Consider the following 23,904-nt stretch of genomic DNA (forward strand, 5'->3'; position numbering starts at 1 on the left):
AAAACCAATAAACTTATATTGGCTTTTCTAGATTATTATATACGCGAATAAAATCTATAAAAAAAGTGTTGAAACATTAGAAAAACCCTACACTACTTTTGCATTATAAAAATTCGCGAACTAAACCCCAAAACAAGAATAGAAGCATTACTGCAAACATTGCAGCCATAATTGTTTATTGATACGTATGCTAAAACGTACTTGGCATTTAAGCCGAGAGAATTGAGCCACCCCTTATATTGCTCTTATTTTTGGGTGGTTTTATGGAGCAGCATATTGTATCATGAAATTGTAGAGGTGATAGACATGAAGATGGAAAAAAAGAGTTTTCTAAAATCACTCAGACTACGACGAAAAGTTAGAATGGTTGAAGAGTGTACATGTCCGTTATGTGCAGAAAAAGTAGACAAAAACGAATTCAGAAACGAAGTGTTTATCAAGGAATTTGAGAGTTCCGGGCTGTGCCAAGGATGTCAAGACACGGTTTTTGGATATAAGGTAGCATGGTAACAGCTCAATTACCTGTTAAGGTATGGGAAATCCCTGTTTTTCAGAGGTGACAAACATGGATTTTAATTTACCTATGCCTTTTATTCTTCTCAGGAACTTTTTAAGCGGTTTCATAAATATCCCGATTTAATTCCCCTTTTGTCCTGTTTCGTAGTTACCTTGCTTTTGCAGAAATCTATTTTTACAAAAGTCTATTTTCACAAAATTTAATCTCACGAAAATCTATTTTTACAAAAGTCTATTTTCATAAAGTCTATTTCCATATAAGTCCACTTTCGTAAAAGTCTACTCTTACAGAAATCTATTTCCTTAAACTTTTTCAACCTCTTCGATTGGGCCCATTAATCTGGCCAGCCATCTGGTTTCTTCAAAACTCTCAAGTAAAATCTTCAAAATTATTGTAAGCGGTATGGAAAGAAGAGCACCTCCAAGTCCAAGTACAAAATTCCAGTAAATAAGAGAAAGAAACAAAAAAGCAGGAGATAATTGCAGTCCTTTTCCCATAAGCGACGGGAAAAGAACATTTTCTGTAAGTGCGTCGACAGCAATAATAATTACAATGACTCCGAGAGCACCTAAAGGCCCATATTTGAAAAGCGCAAGCATTATGGGAGGAACAGAAGCTATAACCAGACCAATATACGGAATATAACTTAGCAGAAATATAAGGACTCCCCAGAGAATTGCATAATCGATGCCTCCGATAAAGAGAAGAAGAGCTATTGCGATAGCAGTTATAAAGTTAATTTCTGCTCTTATAACAATAAATTTTACCAGCTTCTTGCTAAACTTACTCAGCCTCAATTGAAGCTCAGATTGCTTTCCAAGCACTTTATCTAGTTTTTCAGGAGCATTGACTGCATCTATTAACAAAAATGCTGCTGTGACTATTACGATTCCGGCTGTTGTCCCGGCGTTCACAATTCCGTTAACTATGCTTATCATGAGAGAAATCATGACGGAAACAATACTGCGAGCAATTGACTGCACGGAAAATTTTCCGTATGAAGGAATATACTTTGCAAAATTATCTGATAACGCAGTTAATTGGTCTTGATAACCAGGGATCTGGCTTCCAAACTGGATTGCTGCTTTGAGAACTATTACCCCAAAAACCAGGATAACTAGAGTGAATAGCAAAATTACCAAAATAACACTCAGTCCACTTGGAATCCCCTTTTGTTTTATCCAGCGGACAATCGGAATAAAGATCAGTGCAAGGAAAATAGAGAAAAAGATAGTGGTAAGTATGGAAGCTATCTCCCTCATTCCTATTGTCAAAACGACAAAGGCCGTGCTATAGAGTAAAATTTTAGCTGGCATTGAACTGCTGTTTACATTCATAATTTCCAACTCATTAAACTGTCAGCCACACATTATGCAGTGAGGTAGAGTAGCTATATGACTCAAGGGAGAATACATGTTAATAGGGAGGTTACACCCCAATCATCTCGTGAATACGAAATTAGGTCTCAACTTTTTTCCAATTCTGTCAGTCATGTGACATTTGATCAAGTGCAGCAGCAATTGCCAGGATAAGCGCATTATCCTGCCCGGGCTCGATCTCTACACCATAGGTATCCCGGAGGCGGAACCACTTTTTTGAGACTTCTGCAATCTTCCTCCCTTCTGATTCAATCTCATATTCGTGATCCAGAATATTTCCACGGATTTCCATATCATGTCCGTCTGGAATTTCGACTCTCCATTTATCCCGCAAAATATTAATGAGATCTTTTTTGACTGTAGCAGCCAGGCCATCATCTGCTCTCTTGATATCCATCGTATCTCTAATACGGAGTAGCTTTCCCGTAATTTTATATAGGTCATTTCCCATTAGATCTCTGAAAATTAGAGTATCGCGAATACGAAGCGCCTTCCCATCAACATAAAATGCTCGCTCTCCAGCTTCGTTTTCTATCCAGTAATCATCTCCTATGGAAACGAGTTTTTCATACATTCTGTAGATGTGCCTTTTTTCTTCTTCATTGTCTCCACGACCGCTAAATAATCTCATCAAAAACGACTCCTTTTCTTTATGCACTCTCGATATATCCCCTTGAAGAAAGCGACTTATTTAGTTCTCTCAGGGAACATAGAAAGATAATACTGGTTTGTCTTTCAGCATGGGAAAGCGCAATACGACTGTAATTATTCTCAATCATGGTCTGGTCTCATGGATCCTTGGATTTTCCAGACCTGTTCCCCCTTATAGTGTATAAATATGTAGAATATATATTCAAATAGACTTATATTTTAGTACTATGCAGCGATTTTTCGATCATGTGTTCACTTTTTCCTTTCATAGAGCTTTCCTGTAAATCTCGATAATATCTTCCTTTGAAAGTTCTCTAGGGTTTGTCAGCCGGCAAACATCCTGCATAGCATGTTCAGCCAGGATTTCAAGGTCTTCTTCCCTCGCGCCGAGTTCTTTTAAACCAGAGGGAATTCCAATATCTGATGCGATTTTTTTGATTGCATCTATTGCCCTATCTGCAGCTTCTTCCGGACTTAGCCCGTCAATATTTTCTCCCATTGCCTTTGCAATATCGGCAAAACGCTCAGGGCAGACCTGCTTATTGTACATCTCAACATATGGCAGGAGGATTGCATTGCAAACCCCATGCGGAAGGTTGTAAAGACCTCCTAGCTGGTGAGCCATGGAGTGCACGTAGCCGAGGCTTGCATTATTGAATGCAATACCTGCAAGGTACTCAGCGTGTGCCATCATATCTCTTGTCCTGATATCTTCTCCATTGGCAACGGCTTCACGTAAGTATTTTGAGACAAGCTCTATAGATTTGATTGCAGCCGCATCAGTTGTAGGTGTAGCCATTGTAGAGACATAAGCTTCAACTGCATGGGTCAAAGCATCCATGCCGGTTGCAGCCGTAAGTGCAGGAGGCATACTGACCATTAGTTCTGGATCATTAACTGCGACGTCAGGCGTGATGCGAGGATCGACAATGGCCATTTTTATGTGTCTTTTCGTATCCGTAATAATCGTAAAACTTGTCATTTCACTTGCAGTGCCGGCAGTCGTATTTACCGTAATAAGCGGAGGAATTCCTTTCTGAACTTTCCCGACGCCTTCATAGTCTTTTATCTTCCCACCGTTCTTAGCCACAATGCCTACAGCTTTTGCGCAGTCCATAGGGCTTCCCCCTCCTACAGCAACGATCATGTCACAGCTCTCTCTTTTATATACCTCTGCCCCCTCCATAACCGAGCTATCAGTAGGGTTTGGTTCTGCTCCTGCAAAGATTGTTGCTTTCAGATCGGCATTTTCAAGAATTTTCCTGATATCTCCAGCAAGTTCCTCTCCGTGCCTGCTTTTGCCGGAAACGATCAGAGCTTTAGTGCCCCCAAGATCTTTTGCATGCCTGCCGATTTCTTTTACGCAGCCAGGTCCCATTAGGGCCACTCTTGGATTCAAATAGGTATATGTCCTGTTTTCGGTCATGCTTTTTACCTCCCCTGATAACTCCTCTTAGATATCCCAAATAAATCTCTCATAATTTGTTATTGAGAACGCAAAATATTAATGGAAATTATTTTTCCCGGTAACTAATAAAGTTTTGCCCCGGGACAGAATTTTTTAAGCGGCGAGTAAAAGTCCTGAGGCAAAAGGTAAATAATTTTTAATTAGGTTTTTCCGTACTTTATAAAATTATTAATCATAAGGAAAATATATTCTACGTATTTTATATATTTTTCAGTAATCTACGTATATGCTGATTAGCAATCATTTTCTAATTTACCCTGAAAAAATGCATAATCACACAAAGTCATCGTACAGAGCCAAATTTACAGGATAACACGTGTAGATTTTTATTATGAGTTTGTTATGAATTTTAAAATGTCAAACTGTGTAATGATAGACAAAATCAGGTTATTTTTTTTGCCTATTTGCTATCAATATTGTCAAGTACGATATAATAAAGCCAGAGGGATCTATCAATGAGTCAAACGATTGACTTACTCGAACCAGTGACCAGAGAATTTTTAGAGAAAGTAAACAAACAGGGTGGAACTCCAATCTATCAGCTCTCACCGAAAGAGGCCCGTAAAGTCCTTTCCAATTTACAGGCTGCTCATGTAGCAAAACTACCTGCAGATATTGACGATTTAGACATTCCAGTTGGTCCTGAGGGACGGGTTTCGATTAGGATAATCCGGCCAAAAGGAAATAAGGAAATATTACCAGTCGTGATGTATTTCCATGGCGGAGGTTGGGTGCTCGGAGATAAAGATACGCATGACAGATTAGTTCGGGAAATCGCAAACGGAGCTAACGCCGCAGTTGTATTTGTCAATTTCACGCCATCTCCAGAAGCAAAGTACCCGACGCCAATAGAAGAGGCGTATGCAGCAACAAAATATATTTCAGAAAACGGGAAAAATTTCAATCTGGATGGTTCAAGGCTCGCAGTCGCTGGTGACAGTGTAGGCGGAAATATGGTGGCAGCCGTTTTACTTCTGGCAAAGGAGCGGGGTGGCCCAAAAATTAATTATCAAGTGCTCTTTTACCCTGTGACCGATGCTAATTTTGATACCCAGTCTTATCAGCAGTACGCAACTGGAATTTGGCTTACCCGTGAAGCTATGAAATGGTTCTGGGACAATTATTTGCCTGACGAAGAAGCACGTAAGAAGCCAACAGCATCCCCGCTACAGGCATCGGTTGACCAGCTAAGGGGACAGCCCCCTGCCCTTGTCATAACTGATGAAAATGATGTGCTCCGCGATGAAGGTGAAGCGTATGCCCATAAGCTGATACATGCTGATGTCAATGTTACAGCTGTTAGATATATTGGAACTATACACGATTTCGTGATGCTAAACGCACTTGCGGGCACACCTGCAACTTGCAGTGCAATTGGCCTGGCTATTGAGAATCTCAGGATAGCTTTAGCAAAATCATAATCTTGTGGTTTCTCAGTTGTGTAATCTTTCCACTTCATAAAAACAAAAAGTTTAGAAAAAATAAAAGAATTAGTGAAAGTGAATCAATGATTTATAAATAAAATCATTTTTTTTCCAAACGTATAGATATTTAATAAATCGATCCTATTGAATATATATGAGTGGGATCAGGCTTGGGGAAGATTTTCTTTCAACATACGAAGAAGGAATAAAAAGAGAATGGATTATAGGAAACGGACTTGGAGGATATGCTTCTTCTACAGTTATCGGGGTAGGCACAAGGACTTATCACGGGCTTCTTGTGGCTGCTCCAGAAAATTCTCCAGGAAGGTTTGTATTGCTTTCCTCTCTTGATGAAGAAATCTCTACTAATGAAGATAGTTACAAACTTGCAGCCCACAAATATCCAGATACTGTTTCTCCCACCGGCTTCAATTACCTTTCTGAATATATTCAAAATCCACTTCCTCTCTGGATTTACAAGCCCGGAGATTTTACCGTAAAGAAAAAGGTCTTCATGGTTCATAACAGTAACACGACATGTATTCTCTATGATATCGAATCCAGAAAGGAAGAAGCTTTGTTAAGAGTTTTCCCTCTTGTAAACTCAAGAGATTTCCATTACACTGCTCGCTCAGGATACCTTTCCTTTTCCCAAGAAACTAATCCTGCGGGAGTAAAACTAGAGAGTTCTAATGGTTTTACCTTCTCTCTTTCATCCAATCTCGAATATTATTCTGATCCCAAGTGGTACTATAATATAGAGTATGATGCTGAAAAGCAAAGAGGACTTAATTCACAGGAAGATAATTTCAATCCCGGCTATTTTGAAAGCAAACTCAAACCGGGAACTTCTCGTTTCTTTATCGCTGCTTCAACGGATGACATCTCTTCTCTTGACCTCAGGAAAGTTGATGAACTCTATAAAAGGGGAGTAAATCGTCAGAATCTTCTTGCTCTCAATTCCAGGCTAACAGATCCTTTTGCTCTTAAACTTCTCAGAGCAACGGACACTTTCATAGTGAAGAATCCTTCTTCAGGTGAAAACACGGTAATTGCAGGATATCACTGGTACTCTGATTGGGGAAGGGATACGATGGTATCTCTGACTGGCTTGTTTTTAATTCCTTACCGTCATGAGGAGGCCAGGTCCGTTCTCATGAATTTTGCTCGACATTGCAGGAAAGGTTTAATTCCCAATACTTTTCCGGCTTTTGGAGGAGAACCAGTTTATAATACTGTGGACGCTTCTCTCTGGTTTATTCATGCTGTTAGCCGCTACTTTGCATATACGAGCAACTTTCTTTTCCTCGCGGATATATGGGATACCGTAGAGACAATTATAGATAACTATCGTAAAGGTACGGACTTTGGAATCGGTATGGACTCTGATCATCTTATTAGACAGGGACCTCAGCTAACCTGGATGGATGCGAAAATTGGAGAGTGGGCAGTAACTCCAAGAGCAGGTAAAGCCTGTGAAATCAATGCTCTCTGGTACAACGCACTGAAAATTGCTTGCAGCCTGGGCACCCTTCTAGGAAAAGATGTCTCTTCATATGAGATGCTTGCAGATGGTGTTGTTTCGAACTTTGAGAATACTTTTTGGAATCCAGAAACTAATTGTCTCTTTGACCTTGTATATCAGGATGAAACAGGAAATGAAGTCAAAGATCCTGCAATCCGCCCCAATCAAATCTTTGTAGTAGCTCTTCCTAACACCATACTTCCGCCTGATAAAGAAAAAGCAATTGTGGACAGAGTTGAAAAAGGTCTTTTGACACCCTTTGGGCTTAGAACTCTTTCAACTGATCATCCGTTATATAAAGGACAGTATCACGGAGATGCCTTAACCAGAGATACAGCCTATCATAACGGGACAGCCTGGCCCTGGCTCCTTGGCGCTTATGTGAGAGCTTACCGGAAAGTTCACAGTTATTCAGAAGAGAGTCTTGAAGATATGCGTGTTCTCCTAGAGGGCTTTAATAGGCATCTTGAAACCGCAGGCCTTGGAAACATCTCCGAAGTATTTGATGGTGACTATCCTCATTCCCCTGGCGGTTGTATTGCTCAGGCATGGAGTGTTGCAGAAATTCTTAGAGCCTATGTAGAGGATGTACTTGAGATCAGGCCACTCTTGAGTACAATATCCCCAGTACTCTTAAGCGCAATATCCCCGGAACTAAATATGTGAGAGGCTTTTACCTATAGATCAAGATAAATGAGAAAATAATATGATCTGTAAGGGGACTAAAGAAAAATGACCTGGAAGGAGATTGAGGAACAATATGCCCTGGAAAGACCATGGTGAGCTATTTGTAAGGCATAGAAAAAATCCTATACTTACAGTTGAAGATTGGCCTTATCGAGTCAATTCGGTATTTAACCCTGCAGCTGCCATAGTCGATGGTAAAATCCTTTTACTGGTCAGGGTTGAAGACCATAGGGGCTTTTCTCACTTGACGGTAGCAAGGAGTGAAAACGGAATTGATGGCTGGGAAATTGACAGCAAGCCAACTTTTTTTCCGGACCCGCGGAACTACCCTGAAGAGATATACGGCGTTGAAGACCCACGCATAACTTACATCGATGAAATGAAAAAGTGGGCTATAGTATATGTAGCTTATTCGGATTCAGGCCCCTTACCAGCTCTTGCTTTTACAGAGGATTTCCGTAATTTTGACCGAGCAGGACCTATAATGCCACCTGATAATAAAGATGCTGCGGTTTTTCCTGTAAGATTTAATGGCAAATGGGCGTTGTTACACAGGCCTGCGCCTACTGTTCACACTTTGAAGGCGAACATCTGGATCTCCTTTTCTTACGATATGAAATCCTGGGAAAGACCTGAAGTTCTCCTGTATGCTAGGGAAGGCGGATGGTGGGATGCTTACAAAATTGGTTTATCCCCGCAACCCCTCCGTACACCTGAAGGATGGCTAATCATGTACCACGGGGTACGTCAGACAACCCCAAAAGTAAGTTATCGGCTTGGGTTGGCCCTCCTTGATCTTGGAGATCCCACGAAAGTGCTCCGCAGGTCGGAAGGCTGGGTTTTCGGTCCCCATGAGCCGTATGAACGCAGTGGAGATGTCAATGACGTTGTTTTTCCCTGCGGATGGGTCCTGTTGGGCGATGAACTCCGTATTTATTACGGAGCTGCCGATACATCGGTATCAGTAGCCAGCGCGAAAATGAAAGATATCATGGAGTTTATCCGTAAATGTCCTGAAAAGCAGTGCCTATAAGAATGATGTAGATCGAATGTAGATCGTTTGAAGGGAATATGAGAAAGCCAGATTGATCCTCAGAAATAACAAAACTAGTTTTCAGGAACGTTGAGCAGCCGGCTTGTCCCACACTGAATGTCAAGGTTTATCATTATCTCTGGTTGCGTTAGGTGTTATCTTGGAAAACTACTGAACAGATAGTCACAAGGCTGGGTGCACATAACGCTTACATCTTTTTTACTACTAATAATTATTATAGGCCTATTTGTGTTTACTACAGATCTGTTCTATACATTCCTTGTTGCAATATCCTTTGGCTTAGTTAATCTGGCCTGGTTTTCTTTGCTTGCAAGCACAGGTCTTCTTTTTGGATAAATCGGGAAAAGGTATATTTATTATCGTCTAAGGAAAATAATAATACAATGGATGGAAGGGGAGTAGAAAGAGGACCTCTGCAACTGGACATAGGTATCGTTGTATCAAGCATAGGGGGAAATTCCAGTCAAGAAAGAAATCAATTCCATGGCCTTGTTTCCTTCTTTGGAATCGATTTTGGACTCTATATCGGGCCATCGTATAATCCTTTTAGGACTATAGGGCCCAGTATAGGAATTGGTCTAGTCATAGGATCTAACGGTTTCCTGGCTGCAAAATTAGGCATCCACTTCAGAAGAACATTCGGTTTAGGAATGCTATTTCCTATAGTTCCTATTTACGGTGCTACCGGAACGAGTCTCATAGCCATGTTACCAGTTCCGGAAGGAGCTAAAACTGCAGCAACTATTCCACTGATGTTAGTGCCGGCAGCTTTCGTATACCAGGAAAATCTCAAAAGCCTACGTAGACGTGGAATAGAAACTTTAACGAAATTGAGGACTTTTAGCAGGAAAAGATAAGACTTTCATAACACTGATTGCGAATATTGAGATTCTGACTTTGAAGTTTTCTCCAGCCGGGGTATTAACAATGTTCTGCAGCAGAATATCAAGAAGGCTGTCTGCTCTCGTTCAAAGATATCCAGCCAGAACCTGATTAATCTGCTTACTCGTGTGCAGGAGTTGAAACGATCTGTTGTGCAGATAATCAACAAATGCTCCCGAAAGCAGGTGGGAAATATAGCCAAAGTGAGCGTAGGATATTGAATCAAAAGGAGCATGAACAACGTACCGAACTGGAAAGTCGTGCAAGAACCCACCTCGCAAACGAGAGAACGTTTCTCGCCTGGCTTCGGACAGGTATCGCCTTAATTAGTCTTGGCCTTGCAGTTACCCAGTTTCTACAACACCAGGTCGTACCTGGTCTGCACCTGACGCGAGGCATAGCTATCCTCATGGTTATAACTGGAATCTTGATGACAGTTGACGGTGCCAGGCGATATGTTCACAATTCAAAGCAAATTGAAGCTGGAGTATTCCAGGTCACCACCCGGACAATTAAAATTGTAACGGGGCTGGTAACTTTACTGGGACTGATGGCAATTGCTTTCATCCTGCTGCTGCACAATTAATGACAGATCTTGACAGGAAACTTTGCAGAATGAGATTAACGTATTAGAGAGGAGGATATTATGGACAGCGCAACGGAATTTCAGCCGCCTGTGCCGGTGGTCCGACGGAATGGCTGGCTAAAAGCTTTAACCACAGCAGCGGTTTTCTATATTCTCTTACTGGTGGCATTGCTGCTGACGAAAAATTCAAACCTGTTTCCCAGCCTGGCTATGGTCGGTAGCTTTATGGTCCCTGTCGCTTATGTGGCTTTCATATATGAGCGCAAGCACCTGAGCCGCCTGACAATGCCAACAGTCTCCCTGACTTTTATATATGGCGGGTTGCTGGGTATCATTGCTGCTGCCCTTGTAGAGCCAATTTTTGTCCGCCAGCTGGATCTTGGGGCAATTTTAAAAATAGGATTCATCGAAGAGTTTGCCAAAATACTGGGGGTACTGGTGATTGCACGCCACAGAAGACATGACTCGGAAATGGACGGGTTGATTCTGGGTGCGGCAGCAGGAATGGGATTTGCAGCCCTGGAAAGTAACGGTTACGCTTTTACTGTCTTCCTGAAAAGCAATGGAAGCCTCTCATTAGTAGTTGTAGTGACCTTGATCCGAGGCCTGCTTTCCCCGCTGGGACATGGAACCTGGACAGCGATTTTAGCCAGTGTACTGTTTCGTGAAAGCAGGAACGGCCACTTTCTCATTAACCTGCAGGTAATTGAGGCTTATCTGCTCGTTTCAATCCTGCACGCAATGTGGGACGGAACGGCCCTGGTTCTTACTGCTATCTTTAACCTGGTAGGCTTACTCATTAGCGATGGGGTGATCGGTCTTATTGGCCTGGCAATTCTCTGGCTGCGCTGGCGAGAAGCGGTAAGGTTACAAACGGTTTTACCACCAGAAACCGAGGACATATAATCGGGAAAAAGGTAGAAAAAAGTGGGAAAACCATTTAAATCAGGAAAAATCACTTTTCAAGTTTTCTCCCGAGTACGAGGTGATCAATTGACAACTTTGAGTGTTGACGAAAAAGCAATTATCGGCGTGATAGGCCTGGGAATTATGGGAAGTTCTTTTGCTTTGAACCTTCTGTCACGAGGCTATAATGTTCATGTCTATAACAGAACCAAGGAAAAAGCTCAACCACTTGTCAAAAAAGGTGCTACTTTCCATTCTACACCACGGGATTTAGCTTCAGTAGCAGATGTTATTATGACCTCGCTGACTGATGAGGCTGCCATTGATAGTGTAGCTTATGGTGAAGACGGGTTTCTTAACGGAGCAAAGAAAGGTGCTTCATGGATTGACCTGAGCACAATAGACCCCTCGGCATCACTCAAACATTCTGAAGCAGCAAAACAGGCAGGATTATATAGACTGGATACGCCTGTGGTGGGAAGCAAGGAATTGGCTTCAAAAGGAGAGCTTATTATTCATGTTGGGGGAAACTACGAAGTTTTTGAGAAATATGAGAGCTTTCTTAAAGAGCTTGGCAAAAGCATAATTTACCTGGGATCAGACGGCAACGGGCACAAAATGAAACTGGCAATAAACTTGCACCTCGGGCTTCTTGCAGAATCGTTTTCAGAGGCCCTGGCCTTCTCGCAAAAACTTGGGTTTGATACTAAAACTTTCGTTGAGACCATTAATAAGACTCCGATCGGGAACTATATTTCTCAGGGAAAGGGCCCAAAGATTGTAGAAGGTAATTTCGAACCAGCTTTCTCCCTCAATAACCTGTTCAAAGACCTGAAACTTATAAACACTCAGATAGCCAAAACCGGGGCTATATTACCAATGACAAAAGTTGCTATGGAGGAATACTCCAGAGCAGTACAAAATGGCGATGGTCAGAAGGATTTTAGTGTCATTGCGTTGGAAATTCAGCGTAAAAACGGATTAATTTAAATCATAAAGATTCTGCCACGGATCTGACCAAACTCAACTTTAAGAATGCAAAAATATTTTTTATCCTAAATTTTTTATTTTTCTCCCATTTTCCTTCCTTTTTGATCAGAGCAAATTGATGACTTTCAATTATGTTAATAATTTCAGCTGCATTATACTTGCTGAGATAATAGGTACAGAGAACCAGCATCTGAGAGTTGTCGATTAATCGGTTTATTTCTCGTTCATATTCAGCGAAATCATCCCGATACTCTTCTTCCAGCGAGAAGATACCTTCAAATAACCTCAAACCATCATAACCATCGGCTAAAGCCCCGTTAACTTTTTCAAACAGGCCATTTAAAATATCTTGTGTATCGAAAAAACCTCTTTTTAAGTACCAGTCATCATAATGAATAATTTCTATTTGCCCTTTCTCCAGATAGATATCGAGATCAGGAACAGACTTTTCAAAGGATTTTTTTGCTTCCAGAGGATTTGATGCAATCCATATACAAAATTCGTTATTTTCTAATCCCGCTTTTAAATATGGAATAATTATATCCATCAAATCCTTCTTTGTATTGTAGAACTGGCAAAAATGTGTTCCCCAGTTAACCCTCCCAATAACATCAATGCCAGAATTTCTAGTTGCTTCTTTTGTCATCCTCTCCCCGTTTGATCATACTCAGCTTTACTTTCCATTCCGCATAAAATAAGCAATGATTTATTATAAATTATTTATATAAAAATTGATTTGAGACAAGAGAGATTTAATAAGTTTCAAGCCAATAAAAGATATTTCTCAAAAATGCAAATGAGAAAGCATCATGGCATGATTGGATGAAGCCACGAGGATTTAATATTTTAAAAGTCCTTAATAAAGGGATACTCTTTAAAAAATGTCTGAGCTTTTGTTACCTGAATCTTATGACCTATTCTTTGAGCGAATTTACTTGAGCAAAAACCTGCTATGTAAATTCATTAATCTTTTGGTTTTGGTGGTTTAATACGTTCGCTTTCCAGGCGTTCGATTTCTCTGGTAACGTCATCAGGGGTGTTATACTCTATTTCAGGTATCCCCTTAAGGAGATCCAGAAAATCACTTTCTGCCTCCATTCCTTCAGCAAACCTGATAATGTCTTTCCTGTTTGCGGGATAGCCGATGCCCCTACCGGTTATATACTCTTTAACATCACGCGGACCTCTTTTGATAAGCTCACCTCCCTAGAATCAGGTGGCTACAACCTTCTCGTCTGGTTGCCAATCCTCAGTTCAATTATTTTCCACTAATATTTTCACTAATATTTTCACTAATATTTTCACTAAAGTTTTCCACTAATATGCTAACTGAGTTAAGTATAACCATAGCTGAAGATTGTTTACCAGATAATTTGTCTTTGAGAACCAGGAGTTCATTGGTCTCCCGATTTTTATGTCAAAAGGGAGACTGCCACATTTTCGATAAATTAATCACTCCCTTTAAAAGCTAGGAGAGAGCTCATGGATATTTTAATGTTGAAACTTCTCTTTAGAAATACCCTACCAAGATACCTTAAATACTCTATAAGCTACTTTATCTTGAAGGAAAGAGCAAACACTCTTAAATGTAGAAGTCTGGCAAGATCTATTTTTAAGATTTGTCCCCCATTTGACGGTTGATTTGCTTTAAAGTAAATTTAGATTCTTTCAAGTTCCTTGAAGACTTCGTCAGCGCTGGCATATTCCTTGTCTGGGAGCATGCCAATATTCTCCAGTAGCGGATCCGCCATTGCACCACTGCTTCTTGCTTGCTCAATTATATCATTCTTTTTTGCAGGAAATTTTACTTTTTGTAATAAATCATGAATATCCATCGGAATAATTTCCTCCACCATAACTTTTCCCCCTTACTTCAGTTTAGTTTCCTTTATGTTTCCTAAAATTCTATTTTAGTCAAGCTTTTTTGTAAAAAGCTTATGTCATCAGTGTCCTGCAAACTTGGTAGCTAGCATCACTACCCTTACATTCTTGACAAAATCTTCCCTCTTTGCAGGAAAATCGATATCTTTAGAGCTTTCTCAACAGAACCAGATTTGTATGCATAAGTTTTCTCGTGTGTTTCTCATGTGTTTTTCTAATATTATTACTGGCATTACACCTTAAGATTAGAATAACACTCTCTGCCTTTTTCAGCAAACCTAATAAGATATTCCTTGATGAATTTTGTGAAAGTTTCACCTCGGTAGGTTCGTGTAGATATCACTTTTCTCCGGTTGACCACCCCCATTATACAGTATAGCCATAATTATATAAAAATAATTCAACCAAAACATTTAATAGAGGATAAGTATCTTTTTTGGAGTTCAGCGTTTTTTGTTTATACTGGAAACTTCTCAATTTAGTCGTCAGAATGGGATTATTCTGTCCTTTCTTTTATTGATCGGCCTGATAATTTCCTGTAAATCCATTCAACACAGAAGCAGAAAAAAACCGTGATTAAAAGCAGCTCCACAGTTAGTTTCGAACTCACATATTCGTAATAAATTAACGCTCCGAAGAAAATCAAGCTACTTAGAAGTGAAGCCCGAATTATCCAGCATTTCGCTCCGGTCTCTTTTAAAAGACGCAGATGAGAAGTATTAACGGCTACATAAATTATAAGCAGGGAGGTACTTGCGAGCATACCTATTCCATCCAGAGGAAGGAAGTTAGCTAGGAGTATCACAAGACCGGATGTAATAAAAAGTCCTTCTGTTCCTCTTTTCCAGATTTTCCTCTCAAAAAGGAAGGGCAATCGCCCTTCTTTTGCAAGCAAATAACTTATGTTTGCCCCCCCGTAAAGAGAAGCGTTTATCGCAGAAGAAGTTGAAATTAAAGCGGCGAGAGCCATAATTTTGAAACCTATAGCTCCTAAAAAAGGCTTCGCTGCAGCTGCAAGAGCATAGTCTTTTGACTTTTCAATCTCAAAGGTTGAGAGATTTCCTATTACTGCAAAGCTTACTGATATGTAGATAATAATGACAAGTACAATACTCAGATAAATTGCTCTTGGAAGAGTGGTTTCTGGATTATTGATGTCTTCTACGGCATTGGTTATCAATCCAAACCCCTGGTATGCAAGAAACACAACTCCTGCCCCAAAGAAAATATTCTTGGAATCTGGCCATGTAGATATAGAGAGATTTCCAGTGTCCATGTAAACAATACCTGCAGCCGCAAAAAGAAGCAGTATGACAAACTTTATCGAAACTATAAATAGTTCCGATTTTCCTACGGCTTTTGCTCCTATAAAATTAATTGCTGTAAAAATTAGGATAATTGCACTTGCAAAAATCTGTTCCCATAACTGCGCTGAGCCTGGAGGCAGAAAGGTTACTGCGTAAGAAGCGAACCCTTTTGAATAAAGAGCAAGTGCGAAGATATAGCTTATCCAGAGTAAAAGGTTAAGCCCTCCACTTAAAACTCCGTCTCCGAAACCTTTTAGAATGAATTCTATAGGCCCACCGGCCGATTGATATCTTACTCCAAGTTTTGCATAGGAATAAGCATTTAAAAGTGCGACCAATCCTGCAATAATAAAAGAAATATATATTGCATTTCCCGAAATCTTAACAGCTGTCCCAAAAATAGAAAAGATCCCGGCTCCAATCATACCCCCGACACCAATTGAAGTTGCAGCATAGAGTCCCATTGATTTGGTACCAGTCATAAAACTCCGGATTTTAGATCTCTTCGCTTAGAAGCCAGTTCAGTGCGATCAAGTAATTCTGATTCCAAAGATGAATATATTAACCTATTTTTTCCATTTATCCTGAGATATAGTTTTCCTGTTTTATTGATGTACACCAAGCCAGAAATGTACCTAACAAATGGAGTAATATTCAATAAATCAGAGTGGTAGTCAAAAAATGATCTGAAAGGACATAGTTTTATATTTATAACTTTTCAGCATAATATTAAATTCTGCATAGGCTTATATAATAAAATTGAGATATCTTTGCTTTTAGAATTTTTAAAAATATCTTAAAAGATTAGTATTTTAAGGCAAATATTTTGAAACTATAAGGAACCATGAATAGAAGGAAGATTACAGTAGGTATGAAAAAATATGGAAACAACATTCGATCCAGAAAATATAACTGGACTTTCTGATGAAGAGGCTGCTGAAATACTTAAGAACGAAGGTTATAACGAATTACCGTCCCAAAAAAAACAGAGCCTTTTTTCCATCTTACTGAATGTTCTTAAAGAACCCATGTTGCTCCTCCTTTTAATTGCAGGTACGATTTATCTATTTCTTGGGGAAGTAAGAGATGCTCTAGTATTGCTAGTTTTCGTTTTTGTGGTCGTGGGTATAACATTTAACCAGGAAATAAAGACCGAAAGAGCATTAGAGGCTTTAAAAAACCTCTCAAGCCCAAGAGCTCTTGTGATAAGAAACGGGGAACAGAAAAGAATTCCAGGACGAGAAGTCGTTAAAGGAGATACCCTAATTTTAAGAGAGGGAGACCGGGTCCCAGCCGATGGGGTTGTGCTCTCCTGTACAAATCTTCTTATAGACGAATCCTTGCTCACAGGCGAATCTCTCGCTGTTAGAAAGTGCGAATCTACTGGCTTAACTCATTCTTTGAAACCCGAGCAGCCAGGAGGAGAAGATCTTCCTTTCGTATATTCAGGAACTCTGGTAATTCAGGGTCATGGAGTAGCCAAGGTAATCGAAACCGGAATACATACTGAAATGGGAAAAATAGGGAAATCTCTGGGGACGATCGCCGAAGAAGATTCTCTACTCAAGAAAGAGACCACCCAAATTATAAAGACATTTGCTGTTTTCGGAGGGATACTCTGCGCTTTTGTAGTCGTAGTCTATGGTTTGACCAGAGGAGATTGGTTACACGGCTTGCTTGCGGGACTGAGTTTGAGCATGGCCCTTCTCCCTGAAGAGTTCTCAGTAGTTTTGTTGATATTCCTGAGTATGGGAGCCTGGCGCCTGTCCAAAAGAAATGTTCTCGTACGGCGCATGCCTGCAATTGAGACTCTCGGGGCTTCAACCGTATTATGCGTGGATAAAACAGGAACTTTAACCTTGAACCGGATGATTCTCAGTTCCTTATTTTCAAAAGGGGAGTATTGCGAACTCGATAAAAAAGAGTGCCTGCTTGAGAACTTCCATGAATTGCTTGAATTTGGTTATCTGGCAAGCCAGCGGGATCCTTTTGATCCTCTTGAGAAAGAAATAAAAAGAAACACTGAAAAATTCCTTTATGATACTGAACATATACATGAAGAGTGGAAGACTGTTCGGGAATATCCTCTCTCAAAAAACCTGCTTGCTCTTTCAAACGTCTGGGAATCTCCCAACTCCGGGAAGTATGTTATTGCTACAAAAGGTGCGCCTGAAGCAATTTTTGATTTATGCCATCTTAGTGAAGCCGAAAAAGAAGAGTTATCGGCTCATGTCCAGGAGATGGCAAACAAGGGCTTGAGACTTCTGGGTGTGGCTAAAGCCAGTTTTTATGAGAACTCTTTACCTGAAAAACAGCATGATTTCGAATTTGAATTTATAGGATTGCTTGGATTTGTCGACCCTGTACGGCCGTCCGTTGCCCAATCAGTGAAGGAATGTTATAAGGCCGGGATAAGAGTTATTATGATTACCGGAGACTATCCTGGTACAGCTCAGCATATAGCTAGGCAGATAGGTTTAAAGAATCCAGATAAGTACATTACGGGCCCTGAACTGGCAAATATGGATCAAAACGAGCTTGCGGAGAAAATAAAAGTAACAAATATCTTCGCCCGTGTTGTGCCAGAACAAAAACTGACAATTGTAAATGCTTTAAAACAAAACGGAGAAGTTGTTGCAATGACAGGAGACGGGGTTAACGATGCTCCTGCCCTGAAATCGGCCCATATTGGAATTGCAATGGGAGAAAGGGGTACGGACGTAGCTCGTGAGTCTGCATCAATTGTCCTTCTGAACGACGATTTCTTTTCCATAGTTGCAGCCGTCAGACTTGGAAGGCGGATTTTCGATAATCTCAAGAAGGCGATAGGTTACATATTTTCAGTTCATATGCCCATTGCAGGACTCGCCCTCTTCCCTATATTATTTAATTTACCCCTTGTCCTTTTGCCTGCACATATAGCATTTCTAGAATTAATAATTGATCCTGCCTGTTCAACAGTCTTTGAGGCTGAGCCTGAAGAGAAAAATATAATGAACCGATCACCTCGGAATTTACAGGAAAGAATGTTCGGAAGAAATAATCTGGCTCTTAGTCTGGTACAGGGCATAAGTATGCTTGCAGGAGTGATTGCTATTTACCTGTATGCAATATATATGGGCAAAGGCGAAGTGGAAGCACGCACATTAACCTTTGCGGCACTCGTAATTGCAAACCTTACTTTAATCGTGGCAAACCTTTCCTGGTCTCAGAGCCTGGTCAAAACGTTATCTTCTGAGAACAAAGCCTTGAGATATGTGCTAGTAGGAGCGCTTTCAGGTTTACTTATGGTTTTGTATGTCCCGGCTCTAAGAAGTCTGTTCCGGTTCTCACTGCTGCACGGTGATGACTTGCTAATCGCATTTGTTGTGGGAACTCTAAGTATTATATGGCTCAGATTACTCAAAGGCAAAATAAACAATAGTATTTGAGCTTTTGAGTAATATATCACTTTTTAAAATAGTATTTTTGCCAGGTCAAAGGCACCAAGTTCAGAGCCTGATCTCGTAGGAGTTAGTGTGTTCTAATTAACCTATCGCACTAATTTTCTATAATCTTTTACTTAATAAATTATACTTTTAATTTGCGGATTGAATTTTTCTATCCATTTTTTTGCAAATGATTGTGATTTTGATACCCTATTAAACTCTTTTCTGTTTTATATCTTTCATATGTTCCGGCTCTGTAGAAATCCTTAATTTTACGCAAATTATTTCTCCCGCTTTTTTGTTTATGTTATACACTAACAGTTTGATTTTTATTTCTTTGACTTGATTATAGAACTTTATTGCCTTAGAACTTTATCGCCTTATTACTTCTCCAAAATTTCATTTGACAATAGAGAACGTTGTTTTTGCTATGTTCCGTTTATTATTTATCATTGATAGTGCATGTTGTAATCAGCATGTCATTGTATCCTGAAGCTTCAAGCAAAGTTGAGTCGATCTTAGCTTCTTTTATTTTTATATATTTTTGAGTAAAATCAAATTTAAAGGATCTCTGCAAAGCCGTTCTTTTTGATTTTCAGAGATTCAATTCCTGAACATATGAGATAGGACGCTCCAAAAAACGCAATAATTCCTATAATAAAATCATAACTTGTCAGATGCGACAGAACAAATAGCACGGATAAAACAATTGGCAGGTCTGTAATTAAAGGAGACATTGCAACCTTTATCCCTTCCCACTTGCCGTGTGCAGAGTTTCAGAAATGGTTACAGCCAGCAGTGGGCCTGGAGACGTCCCCGAAGCGAAGCCGAGAACTGATCCCAGAAATAAAAATTCAATAAGATCAAGCATTTGTAATGCCTCATTTTTTAACAAGTAAATTCAAAGAATTTTCTGTAAATGCCGAGTAAGCCATAAATTCCGGATAGCAGTTATTAGACAGTTTAATTTGGAATTTAAAGGTGTATTAAAGGTATATTATAATACAATAATGGTGTAGAATAAACGTTAACGCTATATAAAATACCTTGATTACATCCAAGACTCTAAACCTCAAATCCATACTTTCCGGAAGGAAAGGAGGCGTTTATGCCTCAACCTTCGAAAACAGAAATGCTCCAACCGTGCAGACAAGAACTGAGAGTAAACCTATTACTACCAGGTCGTTAAACACGCCAAATGTGCTCATTCCGGCAATGGCTCCTCTTAAGCCGTCTACTCCGTAGGTTAGGGGATCGATCCTGCTTATGAAATAGATCGCTTTCGGTAGGTTTTCAAGGGGAAAGAGAGCTCCGGAAAGGAAGAAGATGGGCATGATCAGGAAGTTCATGATCAACTGGAAGCCCTGCATATCTTTCATCATTGAGGCTATTGCAAGTCCCAGGCCTGTAAAGAAGATAGCTATCAGGAACATGAAGACCAGCCCGAGCGCGAGGCTTGCAAGGCTTAGAATCCTGAACCCGAGCACATAAGTCAGGCTCAATACGATCAGTCCCTGGATCATGGCTATGGTTGCGCCTCCAAGGGTTTTTCCGATCATAATTTCCGTCCTTGAGATGGGAGCTACCATAGTCTCTTTGAGAAAACCGAATTGCCTATCCCAGATGACCTCAAGCCCTGAAAATACGGCAGTGAAGAGAATCGACATTGAAACGATCCCTGGTGCAAGGAAATCCAGGTAGTTTCCTCCTCCACTTGCACTAGCATACATTGGGCCGAACCCGAATCCGAAAGTTACCAGAAAGAGCAGGGGCTGCCCGAGAGAACCTAGCAGTCTGGGTTTGGAGCGCCAGTAATGTTTTAGCTGCCTGAGCCAGAGGATATAGATTACCTCGATCAATGCCTAATCCTCCTTCTTATACCTCGTCTCTTTCGAGTTTTATCTCCAATATTGTCATCCCTGATATCCCTGCCTGTCAACTTCAGAAAAGCCTCTTCCAGGGATTGTGTTTCTGTCCGTTTCTTTATTTCTTCAACAGTACCGGATTCTATAATTTTCCCGTGGTCAATGATTGCGATCTGGTCGGCAACCGCTTCGGCTTCTTCCATATAATGCGTGGTTAGAAATATTGTCATTCCTTTTTCTTTGTTCAGGCCTCTGATATGGCTCCAGATAGAGTTTCGGGTCTGAGGATCGAGGCCTACCGTGGGCTCATCAAGGAAAAGAATTTTTGGATAGTGAACAAGTGCACGTGCAATTTCAAGCCTGCGTTTCATGCCACCTGAATAATTTTTAACATAGTCTTCCCGCCTGTTCCAGAGCCCTACAATTTCCAGGGCTTTTTTGATTCTTTCGTCTCTTTCTTTTTTAGGTACCTTATAGATGACTGCATGATAGACAATATTCTCGTAAGCAGTCAGCTCTTCATCAAGGCTAGGGTCCTGAAAGACTATCCCAAAAGATGCACGGGCCTGATCCTGTTCTTTAAGCACATTGAAACCGTTAATGCTGATTTTCCCTGATGTTGGTTTCAGGACGGTTGTAAGCATCTTGATCGTTGTGGATTTGCCTGCCCCGTTTGGGCCAAGAAAAGCAAAGATCGAACCAGTTTCAACGTTGAAGCTGATATCTTTTACAGCCGTAAAATCATCAAATTTTTTTGTAAGGGATTGTACTGAGAGTATATTTTGCATAGATGAACCTGAAAAGATTTTTTTTTCAATAAGGAAAGGTTAAATAACAGAGTTTCTTCGGTTAAATCTCTTCTATTAAATATTCCGTTAGAAATTTCCCAACTTCTACCGGTTCTAGGAGAATCCTGCAGAAATTCTACAGGAAAGAAGTATATTTTTAGAGAATTATTCTACAATTAGTCTATTCTCCAGAGGTGAATACAGAATATAATTATGCATTAATTAAATGTTCTATTATACACTAATTACATATTTATTGCACAACACTTATAAATTATATAATATGGAATTTATATCTTTTATATATTCTATAACATAGGATTTATATCTTCTATTATACAAATCTTATTTATTCTTTGTATAGATTCACTCTTTTTACCTGAGCATAAGTTTCTGTTATAAAAATAACATTTCAATTATAAATAATCTGCTATTAATTGTCTACCTTAAATTTGCTTTACTAAACAGAAGCTCTGAGCTTTTCTATAAGGAAAGAATTTTAATCTTTGAGGAAATATTTTATTGGATATATAGCTTGATTATTTAATATTCTGAGTGAAAAGTCAGTCATGTTATGCTTTTGTAGTTTTTAACAAGCCTCAATCAAAGTCTTTCTTAATATATGCTAGCCTCCTTTGGTTTACAGGTGTTAACCTGTAAGTATATTTAATCGGAATTGATTTTCACTTAACGGAAGTTTAATATCTATAGGTTTAATATTTACAGATTTAATATTTGTAAGTTTAATATCTCGTTTAAGATAGGTAAAATTATAATTTAACTCAGATTTAATAATCATTTATACGCACTTAACCTTGCATTTAATATAATTGCACTTTACTTTAGATGCAATTCACTGTAACAGCAATTATTTTAGTTGCAGTCAATTGAATTGTGCTCAAATGTATTCAATATTTCAATCATAGTCGGAGCAGTAATTTATGAAAAGAAAGTGGGAACGAGATTTGGGACTTCAGGGAAGAATGATTTTCACAATGTTTCTTCTGGCGGCAGTTTACCTTTTTTTCCTGGCGTTTCTTTCGTATAACGGAACGCCTCCGATTTTCATGATGCTATTTATTGGGGCTTCCATGGCTATCCAGTACTTTTATTCGGATAAACTGGTGCTCTTGTCAACTGGAGCACATATTGTTTCTGAAAGCGAAGCCCCACAGCTACATGGAATAGTTACTAGGCTCTGTGCAATAGCCGACCTTCCCAAACCTCAGGTGGCAATTGTCAGGACCGAAGTTCCAAACGCTTTTGCAACAGGCCGGAACCAGAATCACGCGGTTGTTGCAGTTACTACTGGGATTCTGGACAAACTCTCTACAGCCGAACTCGAGGCCGTGCTTGCTCACGAACTTACTCATGTCAAAAATAAGGATATGGCTGTTCTGACAATTGCCAGTTTTATCTCAACCCTGGCTTTTTATTTTGTCCGTTACTTCCTTTATTTTGGAAATGTGGGAGGAGATCGAAGGAAAGAAGGTGGAGGTATTGTGCTGGTCTGGTTGGTTTCAATTGCGGTCTGGATTGTCAGTTTCATACTGATTCGCGCCCTTTCCCGATATAGAGAGTATGCGGCAGATAGGGGTGCAGCCATTATTACCGGACAGCCATCTGACCTTGCATCGGCTCTCATGAAGATAAGCGGGGTCATGTCTAGGGTACCGAGCGAAGACCTCAGGTCAGTAGAAGGAATGAATGCCTTTTTCATCATCCCTGCAATCTCGGGTTCTTCCATAATGGATATTTTTTCTACTCATCCGTCTGTGGAAAAGAGAATAGCTAGGCTTGAAAAGATGCAGCAGGATATGGGATAACCGGATACTTTTTCAAAATCCAGGTTACAGGACGAATTAATTCATAGGATATCAGTTAAAAGGACACGAATTAAAAAGGAGAGAATAAATGGGTCTTCGTGATTTTGTGGACGCAATCCTTGGAAGGAGCACGCTTCCGAAAGCAAAAAGTGATAAATTATTTGCAATGTCTACGGCCAGTATCACTCTTGAAAGCAATCTTGGTTTAAAGCCCTCAGGGTCGGCAGGGATCTGCTTTAAGCCAATAGGGGCTTCATCGTACGAGTCTGCGCGAAAAGAGATTCAAGAACTTTTAGAATACAGTTCAAAAGAATCAAAAACCGAATTCAAGCTAGAAAAAGATGAGTTCAACTTCCTGTGGGCTATCTTTAAAGACTCGGATTTCGAAGACCTTGTCGCAAATATTCACCTTGTAAGTGAAATCCTTGAAGAACATGGCTTTGGTGGGCAGCTTCTCTGTGCCATTTACAGGTTTGACAGCGAACCAGAAGCCGGAAACTCAGGCCGTGGAAAAACTGTTTACTGGATCTACAATTTTAAGCAGGGAACTTATTACCCCTTTATTCCTCTTTCCGGCAAGCAAAGGGACAACCCTTTTGAATTCAAATTAAGGGCGGAAATGGAGAGGGAAATGCCTATTGAAGAAAATGTAGAAAAATGGTATCCTCTCTGGGGAATTCCGTTCTAAAGACTGCCATGCTAATAAATTCGATTCTTTTTATAAATTGAATCCTTCCAAT

22 protein-coding genes are annotated in these 23,904 nt (G+C 40.0%); 11 read left to right on the forward strand and 11 right to left on the reverse strand.

Annotated elements, in window-relative coordinates:
• Window positions 1-363 precede the first annotated feature (363 nt).
• A complete protein-coding gene (locus BP549_RS14865; protein ID WP_292381939.1) occupies window positions 364-510 on the forward strand; it encodes a hypothetical protein in 147 nt (48 codons plus the stop codon).
• 309 nt (window positions 511-819) lie between these two features.
• On the opposite strand, the gene BP549_RS14870 is transcribed toward BP549_RS14865, so the two are convergent.
• The 4 genes from BP549_RS14870 to BP549_RS14885 form a co-directional block, all read right to left on the reverse strand.
• The gene (locus BP549_RS14870) at window positions 820-1,854 is read right to left on the reverse strand and encodes an AI-2E family transporter (RefSeq protein ID WP_292381942.1); all 1,035 of its coding nucleotides are present in this window, start codon (window positions 1,852-1,854) and stop codon (window positions 820-822) included.
• 148 nt (window positions 1,855-2,002) lie between these two features.
• Window positions 2,003-2,527, reverse strand: a complete 525-nt coding sequence (locus BP549_RS14875) for an LURP-one-related/scramblase family protein (RefSeq protein ID WP_292381945.1) — start codon at window positions 2,525-2,527, stop codon at window positions 2,003-2,005.
• Between the two features lie 19 nt (window positions 2,528-2,546).
• Complete coding sequence (locus tag BP549_RS14880; RefSeq protein ID WP_292381948.1) at window positions 2,547-2,675, reverse strand: hypothetical protein; 129 nt, start codon at window positions 2,673-2,675, stop codon at window positions 2,547-2,549.
• 137 nt (window positions 2,676-2,812) lie between these two features.
• Window positions 2,813-3,973 (reverse strand): iron-containing alcohol dehydrogenase, encoded by a 1,161-nt coding sequence (locus BP549_RS14885; protein WP_292381951.1) that lies wholly within the window; start codon window positions 3,971-3,973, stop codon window positions 2,813-2,815.
• 497 nt (window positions 3,974-4,470) lie between these two features.
• Between BP549_RS14885 and BP549_RS14890 the strand changes: the two genes are divergently transcribed.
• The 7 genes from BP549_RS14890 to BP549_RS14920 all read left to right on the forward strand — a co-directional run bounded on the left by BP549_RS14890 (window position 4,471) and on the right by BP549_RS14920 (window position 12,069).
• The gene (locus BP549_RS14890) at window positions 4,471-5,436 is read left to right on the forward strand and encodes an alpha/beta hydrolase (protein ID WP_292381954.1); all 966 of its coding nucleotides are present in this window, start codon (window positions 4,471-4,473) and stop codon (window positions 5,434-5,436) included.
• 157 nt (window positions 5,437-5,593) lie between these two features.
• Window positions 5,594-7,630 carry an amylo-alpha-1,6-glucosidase gene (locus BP549_RS14895; protein ID WP_292381958.1) on the forward strand — a complete coding sequence of 679 codons (2,037 nt, stop codon included), beginning with the start codon at window positions 5,594-5,596 and terminating at the stop codon, window positions 7,628-7,630.
• A gap of 94 nt (window positions 7,631-7,724) precedes the next feature.
• Window positions 7,725-8,684 carry a glycosidase gene (locus BP549_RS14900; RefSeq protein WP_292381961.1) on the forward strand — a complete coding sequence of 320 codons (960 nt, stop codon included), beginning with the start codon at window positions 7,725-7,727 and terminating at the stop codon, window positions 8,682-8,684.
• A gap of 404 nt (window positions 8,685-9,088) precedes the next feature.
• The gene (locus tag BP549_RS14905) at window positions 9,089-9,562 is read left to right on the forward strand and encodes a hypothetical protein (protein ID WP_292376185.1); all 474 of its coding nucleotides are present in this window, start codon (window positions 9,089-9,091) and stop codon (window positions 9,560-9,562) included.
• Window positions 9,563-9,756: 194 nt separating this feature from the next.
• The gene (locus tag BP549_RS14910; RefSeq protein ID WP_292376187.1) at window positions 9,757-10,173 is read left to right on the forward strand and encodes a YidH family protein; all 417 of its coding nucleotides are present in this window, start codon (window positions 9,757-9,759) and stop codon (window positions 10,171-10,173) included.
• A 60-nt stretch (window positions 10,174-10,233) separates the two neighbouring features.
• Window positions 10,234-11,079, forward strand: a complete 846-nt coding sequence (locus BP549_RS14915) for a PrsW family intramembrane metalloprotease (RefSeq protein WP_292376189.1) — start codon at window positions 10,234-10,236, stop codon at window positions 11,077-11,079.
• A gap of 87 nt (window positions 11,080-11,166) precedes the next feature.
• Entirely contained in the window at window positions 11,167-12,069 is a 903-nt protein-coding gene (locus BP549_RS14920) for an NAD(P)-dependent oxidoreductase (RefSeq protein WP_292381964.1), read from the forward strand.
• Window position 12,070: 1 nt separating this feature from the next.
• Here BP549_RS14920 and BP549_RS14925 read toward each other — a convergent pair whose 3' ends face one another.
• The 4 genes from BP549_RS14925 to BP549_RS14940 all read right to left on the reverse strand — a co-directional run bounded on the left by BP549_RS14925 (window position 12,071) and on the right by BP549_RS14940 (window position 15,739).
• Window positions 12,071-12,715, reverse strand: coding sequence for an MEDS domain-containing protein (locus BP549_RS14925; RefSeq protein ID WP_292381967.1), 645 nt, complete (start codon window positions 12,713-12,715; stop codon window positions 12,071-12,073).
• 317 nt (window positions 12,716-13,032) lie between these two features.
• Window positions 13,033-13,263, reverse strand: a complete 231-nt coding sequence (locus BP549_RS14930) for a DUF2795 domain-containing protein (RefSeq protein WP_349681026.1) — start codon at window positions 13,261-13,263, stop codon at window positions 13,033-13,035.
• Window positions 13,264-13,727: 464 nt separating this feature from the next.
• Window positions 13,728-13,925, reverse strand: a complete 198-nt coding sequence (locus BP549_RS14935) for a DUF2795 domain-containing protein (protein WP_292381970.1) — start codon at window positions 13,923-13,925, stop codon at window positions 13,728-13,730.
• 521 nt (window positions 13,926-14,446) lie between these two features.
• Entirely contained in the window at window positions 14,447-15,739 is a 1,293-nt protein-coding gene (locus BP549_RS14940) for an APC family permease (RefSeq protein WP_292381973.1), read from the reverse strand.
• A 399-nt stretch (window positions 15,740-16,138) separates the two neighbouring features.
• Here BP549_RS14940 and BP549_RS14945 point away from each other — a divergent pair, with 399 nt between their 5' ends.
• On the forward strand, window positions 16,139-18,688 hold the full coding sequence (locus tag BP549_RS14945; RefSeq protein ID WP_292381976.1) for a cation-translocating P-type ATPase: 2,550 nt from the start codon (window positions 16,139-16,141) through the stop codon (window positions 18,686-18,688).
• Window positions 18,689-19,245: 557 nt separating this feature from the next.
• On the opposite strand, the gene BP549_RS14955 is transcribed toward BP549_RS14945, so the two are convergent.
• The 3 genes from BP549_RS14955 to BP549_RS14965 form a co-directional block, all read right to left on the reverse strand.
• Window positions 19,246-19,422 carry a hypothetical protein gene (locus tag BP549_RS14955; protein ID WP_292376199.1) on the reverse strand — a complete coding sequence of 59 codons (177 nt, stop codon included), beginning with the start codon at window positions 19,420-19,422 and terminating at the stop codon, window positions 19,246-19,248.
• Between the two features lie 369 nt (window positions 19,423-19,791).
• Complete coding sequence (locus tag BP549_RS14960; RefSeq protein ID WP_292381979.1) at window positions 19,792-20,544, reverse strand: ABC transporter permease; 753 nt, start codon at window positions 20,542-20,544, stop codon at window positions 19,792-19,794.
• Window positions 20,541-21,338, reverse strand: a complete 798-nt coding sequence (locus BP549_RS14965) for an ABC transporter ATP-binding protein (RefSeq protein ID WP_292376203.1) — start codon at window positions 21,336-21,338, stop codon at window positions 20,541-20,543. Before BP549_RS14965 ends, BP549_RS14960 begins: the two co-directional genes overlap by 4 nt.
• A gap of 941 nt (window positions 21,339-22,279) precedes the next feature.
• Between BP549_RS14965 and htpX the strand changes: the two genes are divergently transcribed.
• Both htpX and pspAB read left to right on the forward strand, forming a co-directional pair.
• Complete coding sequence (htpX, locus tag BP549_RS14970; protein ID WP_292381982.1) at window positions 22,280-23,164, forward strand: zinc metalloprotease HtpX; 885 nt, start codon at window positions 22,280-22,282, stop codon at window positions 23,162-23,164.
• A gap of 88 nt (window positions 23,165-23,252) precedes the next feature.
• Complete coding sequence (pspAB, locus tag BP549_RS14975) at window positions 23,253-23,852, forward strand: PspA-associated protein PspAB (protein ID WP_292381985.1); 600 nt, start codon at window positions 23,253-23,255, stop codon at window positions 23,850-23,852.
• Window positions 23,853-23,904: the final 52 nt, after the last annotated feature.

The sequence above is a fragment of the Methanosarcina sp. UBA289 genome (genome assembly GCA_002496565.1).
Classification (GTDB): domain Archaea; phylum Halobacteriota; class Methanosarcinia; order Methanosarcinales; family Methanosarcinaceae; genus Methanosarcina.

Bases quoted from the DNA above. Each gene is read 5' to 3' on its own strand.
- BP549_RS14865 (WP_292381939.1), top strand. From the start codon at position 364: ATGGTTGAAGAGTGTACATGTCCGTTATGTGCAGAAAAAGTAGACAAA.
- BP549_RS14870 (WP_292381942.1), bottom strand. From the start codon at position 1,854: ATGAATGTAAACAGCAGTTCAATGCCAGCTAAAATTTTACTCTATAGC.
- BP549_RS14875 (WP_292381945.1), bottom strand. From the start codon at position 2,527: ATGAGATTATTTAGCGGTCGTGGAGACAATGAAGAAGAAAAAAGGCAC.
- BP549_RS14880 (WP_292381948.1), bottom strand. From the start codon at position 2,675: ATGATTGAGAATAATTACAGTCGTATTGCGCTTTCCCATGCTGAAAGA.
- BP549_RS14885 (WP_292381951.1), bottom strand. From the start codon at position 3,973: ATGACCGAAAACAGGACATATACCTATTTGAATCCAAGAGTGGCCCTA.
- BP549_RS14890 (WP_292381954.1), top strand. From the start codon at position 4,471: ATGAGTCAAACGATTGACTTACTCGAACCAGTGACCAGAGAATTTTTA.
- BP549_RS14895 (WP_292381958.1), top strand. From the start codon at position 5,594: ATGAGTGGGATCAGGCTTGGGGAAGATTTTCTTTCAACATACGAAGAA.
- BP549_RS14900 (WP_292381961.1), top strand. From the start codon at position 7,725: ATGCCCTGGAAAGACCATGGTGAGCTATTTGTAAGGCATAGAAAAAAT.
- BP549_RS14905 (WP_292376185.1), top strand. From the start codon at position 9,089: ATGGATGGAAGGGGAGTAGAAAGAGGACCTCTGCAACTGGACATAGGT.
- BP549_RS14910 (WP_292376187.1), top strand. From the start codon at position 9,757: ATGCTCCCGAAAGCAGGTGGGAAATATAGCCAAAGTGAGCGTAGGATA.
- BP549_RS14915 (WP_292376189.1), top strand. From the start codon at position 10,234: ATGGACAGCGCAACGGAATTTCAGCCGCCTGTGCCGGTGGTCCGACGG.
- BP549_RS14925 (WP_292381967.1), bottom strand. From the start codon at position 12,715: ATGACAAAAGAAGCAACTAGAAATTCTGGCATTGATGTTATTGGGAGG.
- BP549_RS14935 (WP_292381970.1), bottom strand. From the start codon at position 13,925: ATGGTGGAGGAAATTATTCCGATGGATATTCATGATTTATTACAAAAA.
- BP549_RS14940 (WP_292381973.1), bottom strand. From the start codon at position 15,739: ATGACTGGTACCAAATCAATGGGACTCTATGCTGCAACTTCAATTGGT.
- BP549_RS14945 (WP_292381976.1), top strand. From the start codon at position 16,139: ATGGAAACAACATTCGATCCAGAAAATATAACTGGACTTTCTGATGAA.
- BP549_RS14955 (WP_292376199.1), bottom strand. From the start codon at position 19,422: ATGTCTCCTTTAATTACAGACCTGCCAATTGTTTTATCCGTGCTATTT.
- BP549_RS14965 (WP_292376203.1), bottom strand. From the start codon at position 21,338: ATGCAAAATATACTCTCAGTACAATCCCTTACAAAAAAATTTGATGAT.
- htpX (WP_292381982.1), top strand. From the start codon at position 22,280: ATGAAAAGAAAGTGGGAACGAGATTTGGGACTTCAGGGAAGAATGATT.
- pspAB (WP_292381985.1), top strand. From the start codon at position 23,253: ATGGGTCTTCGTGATTTTGTGGACGCAATCCTTGGAAGGAGCACGCTT.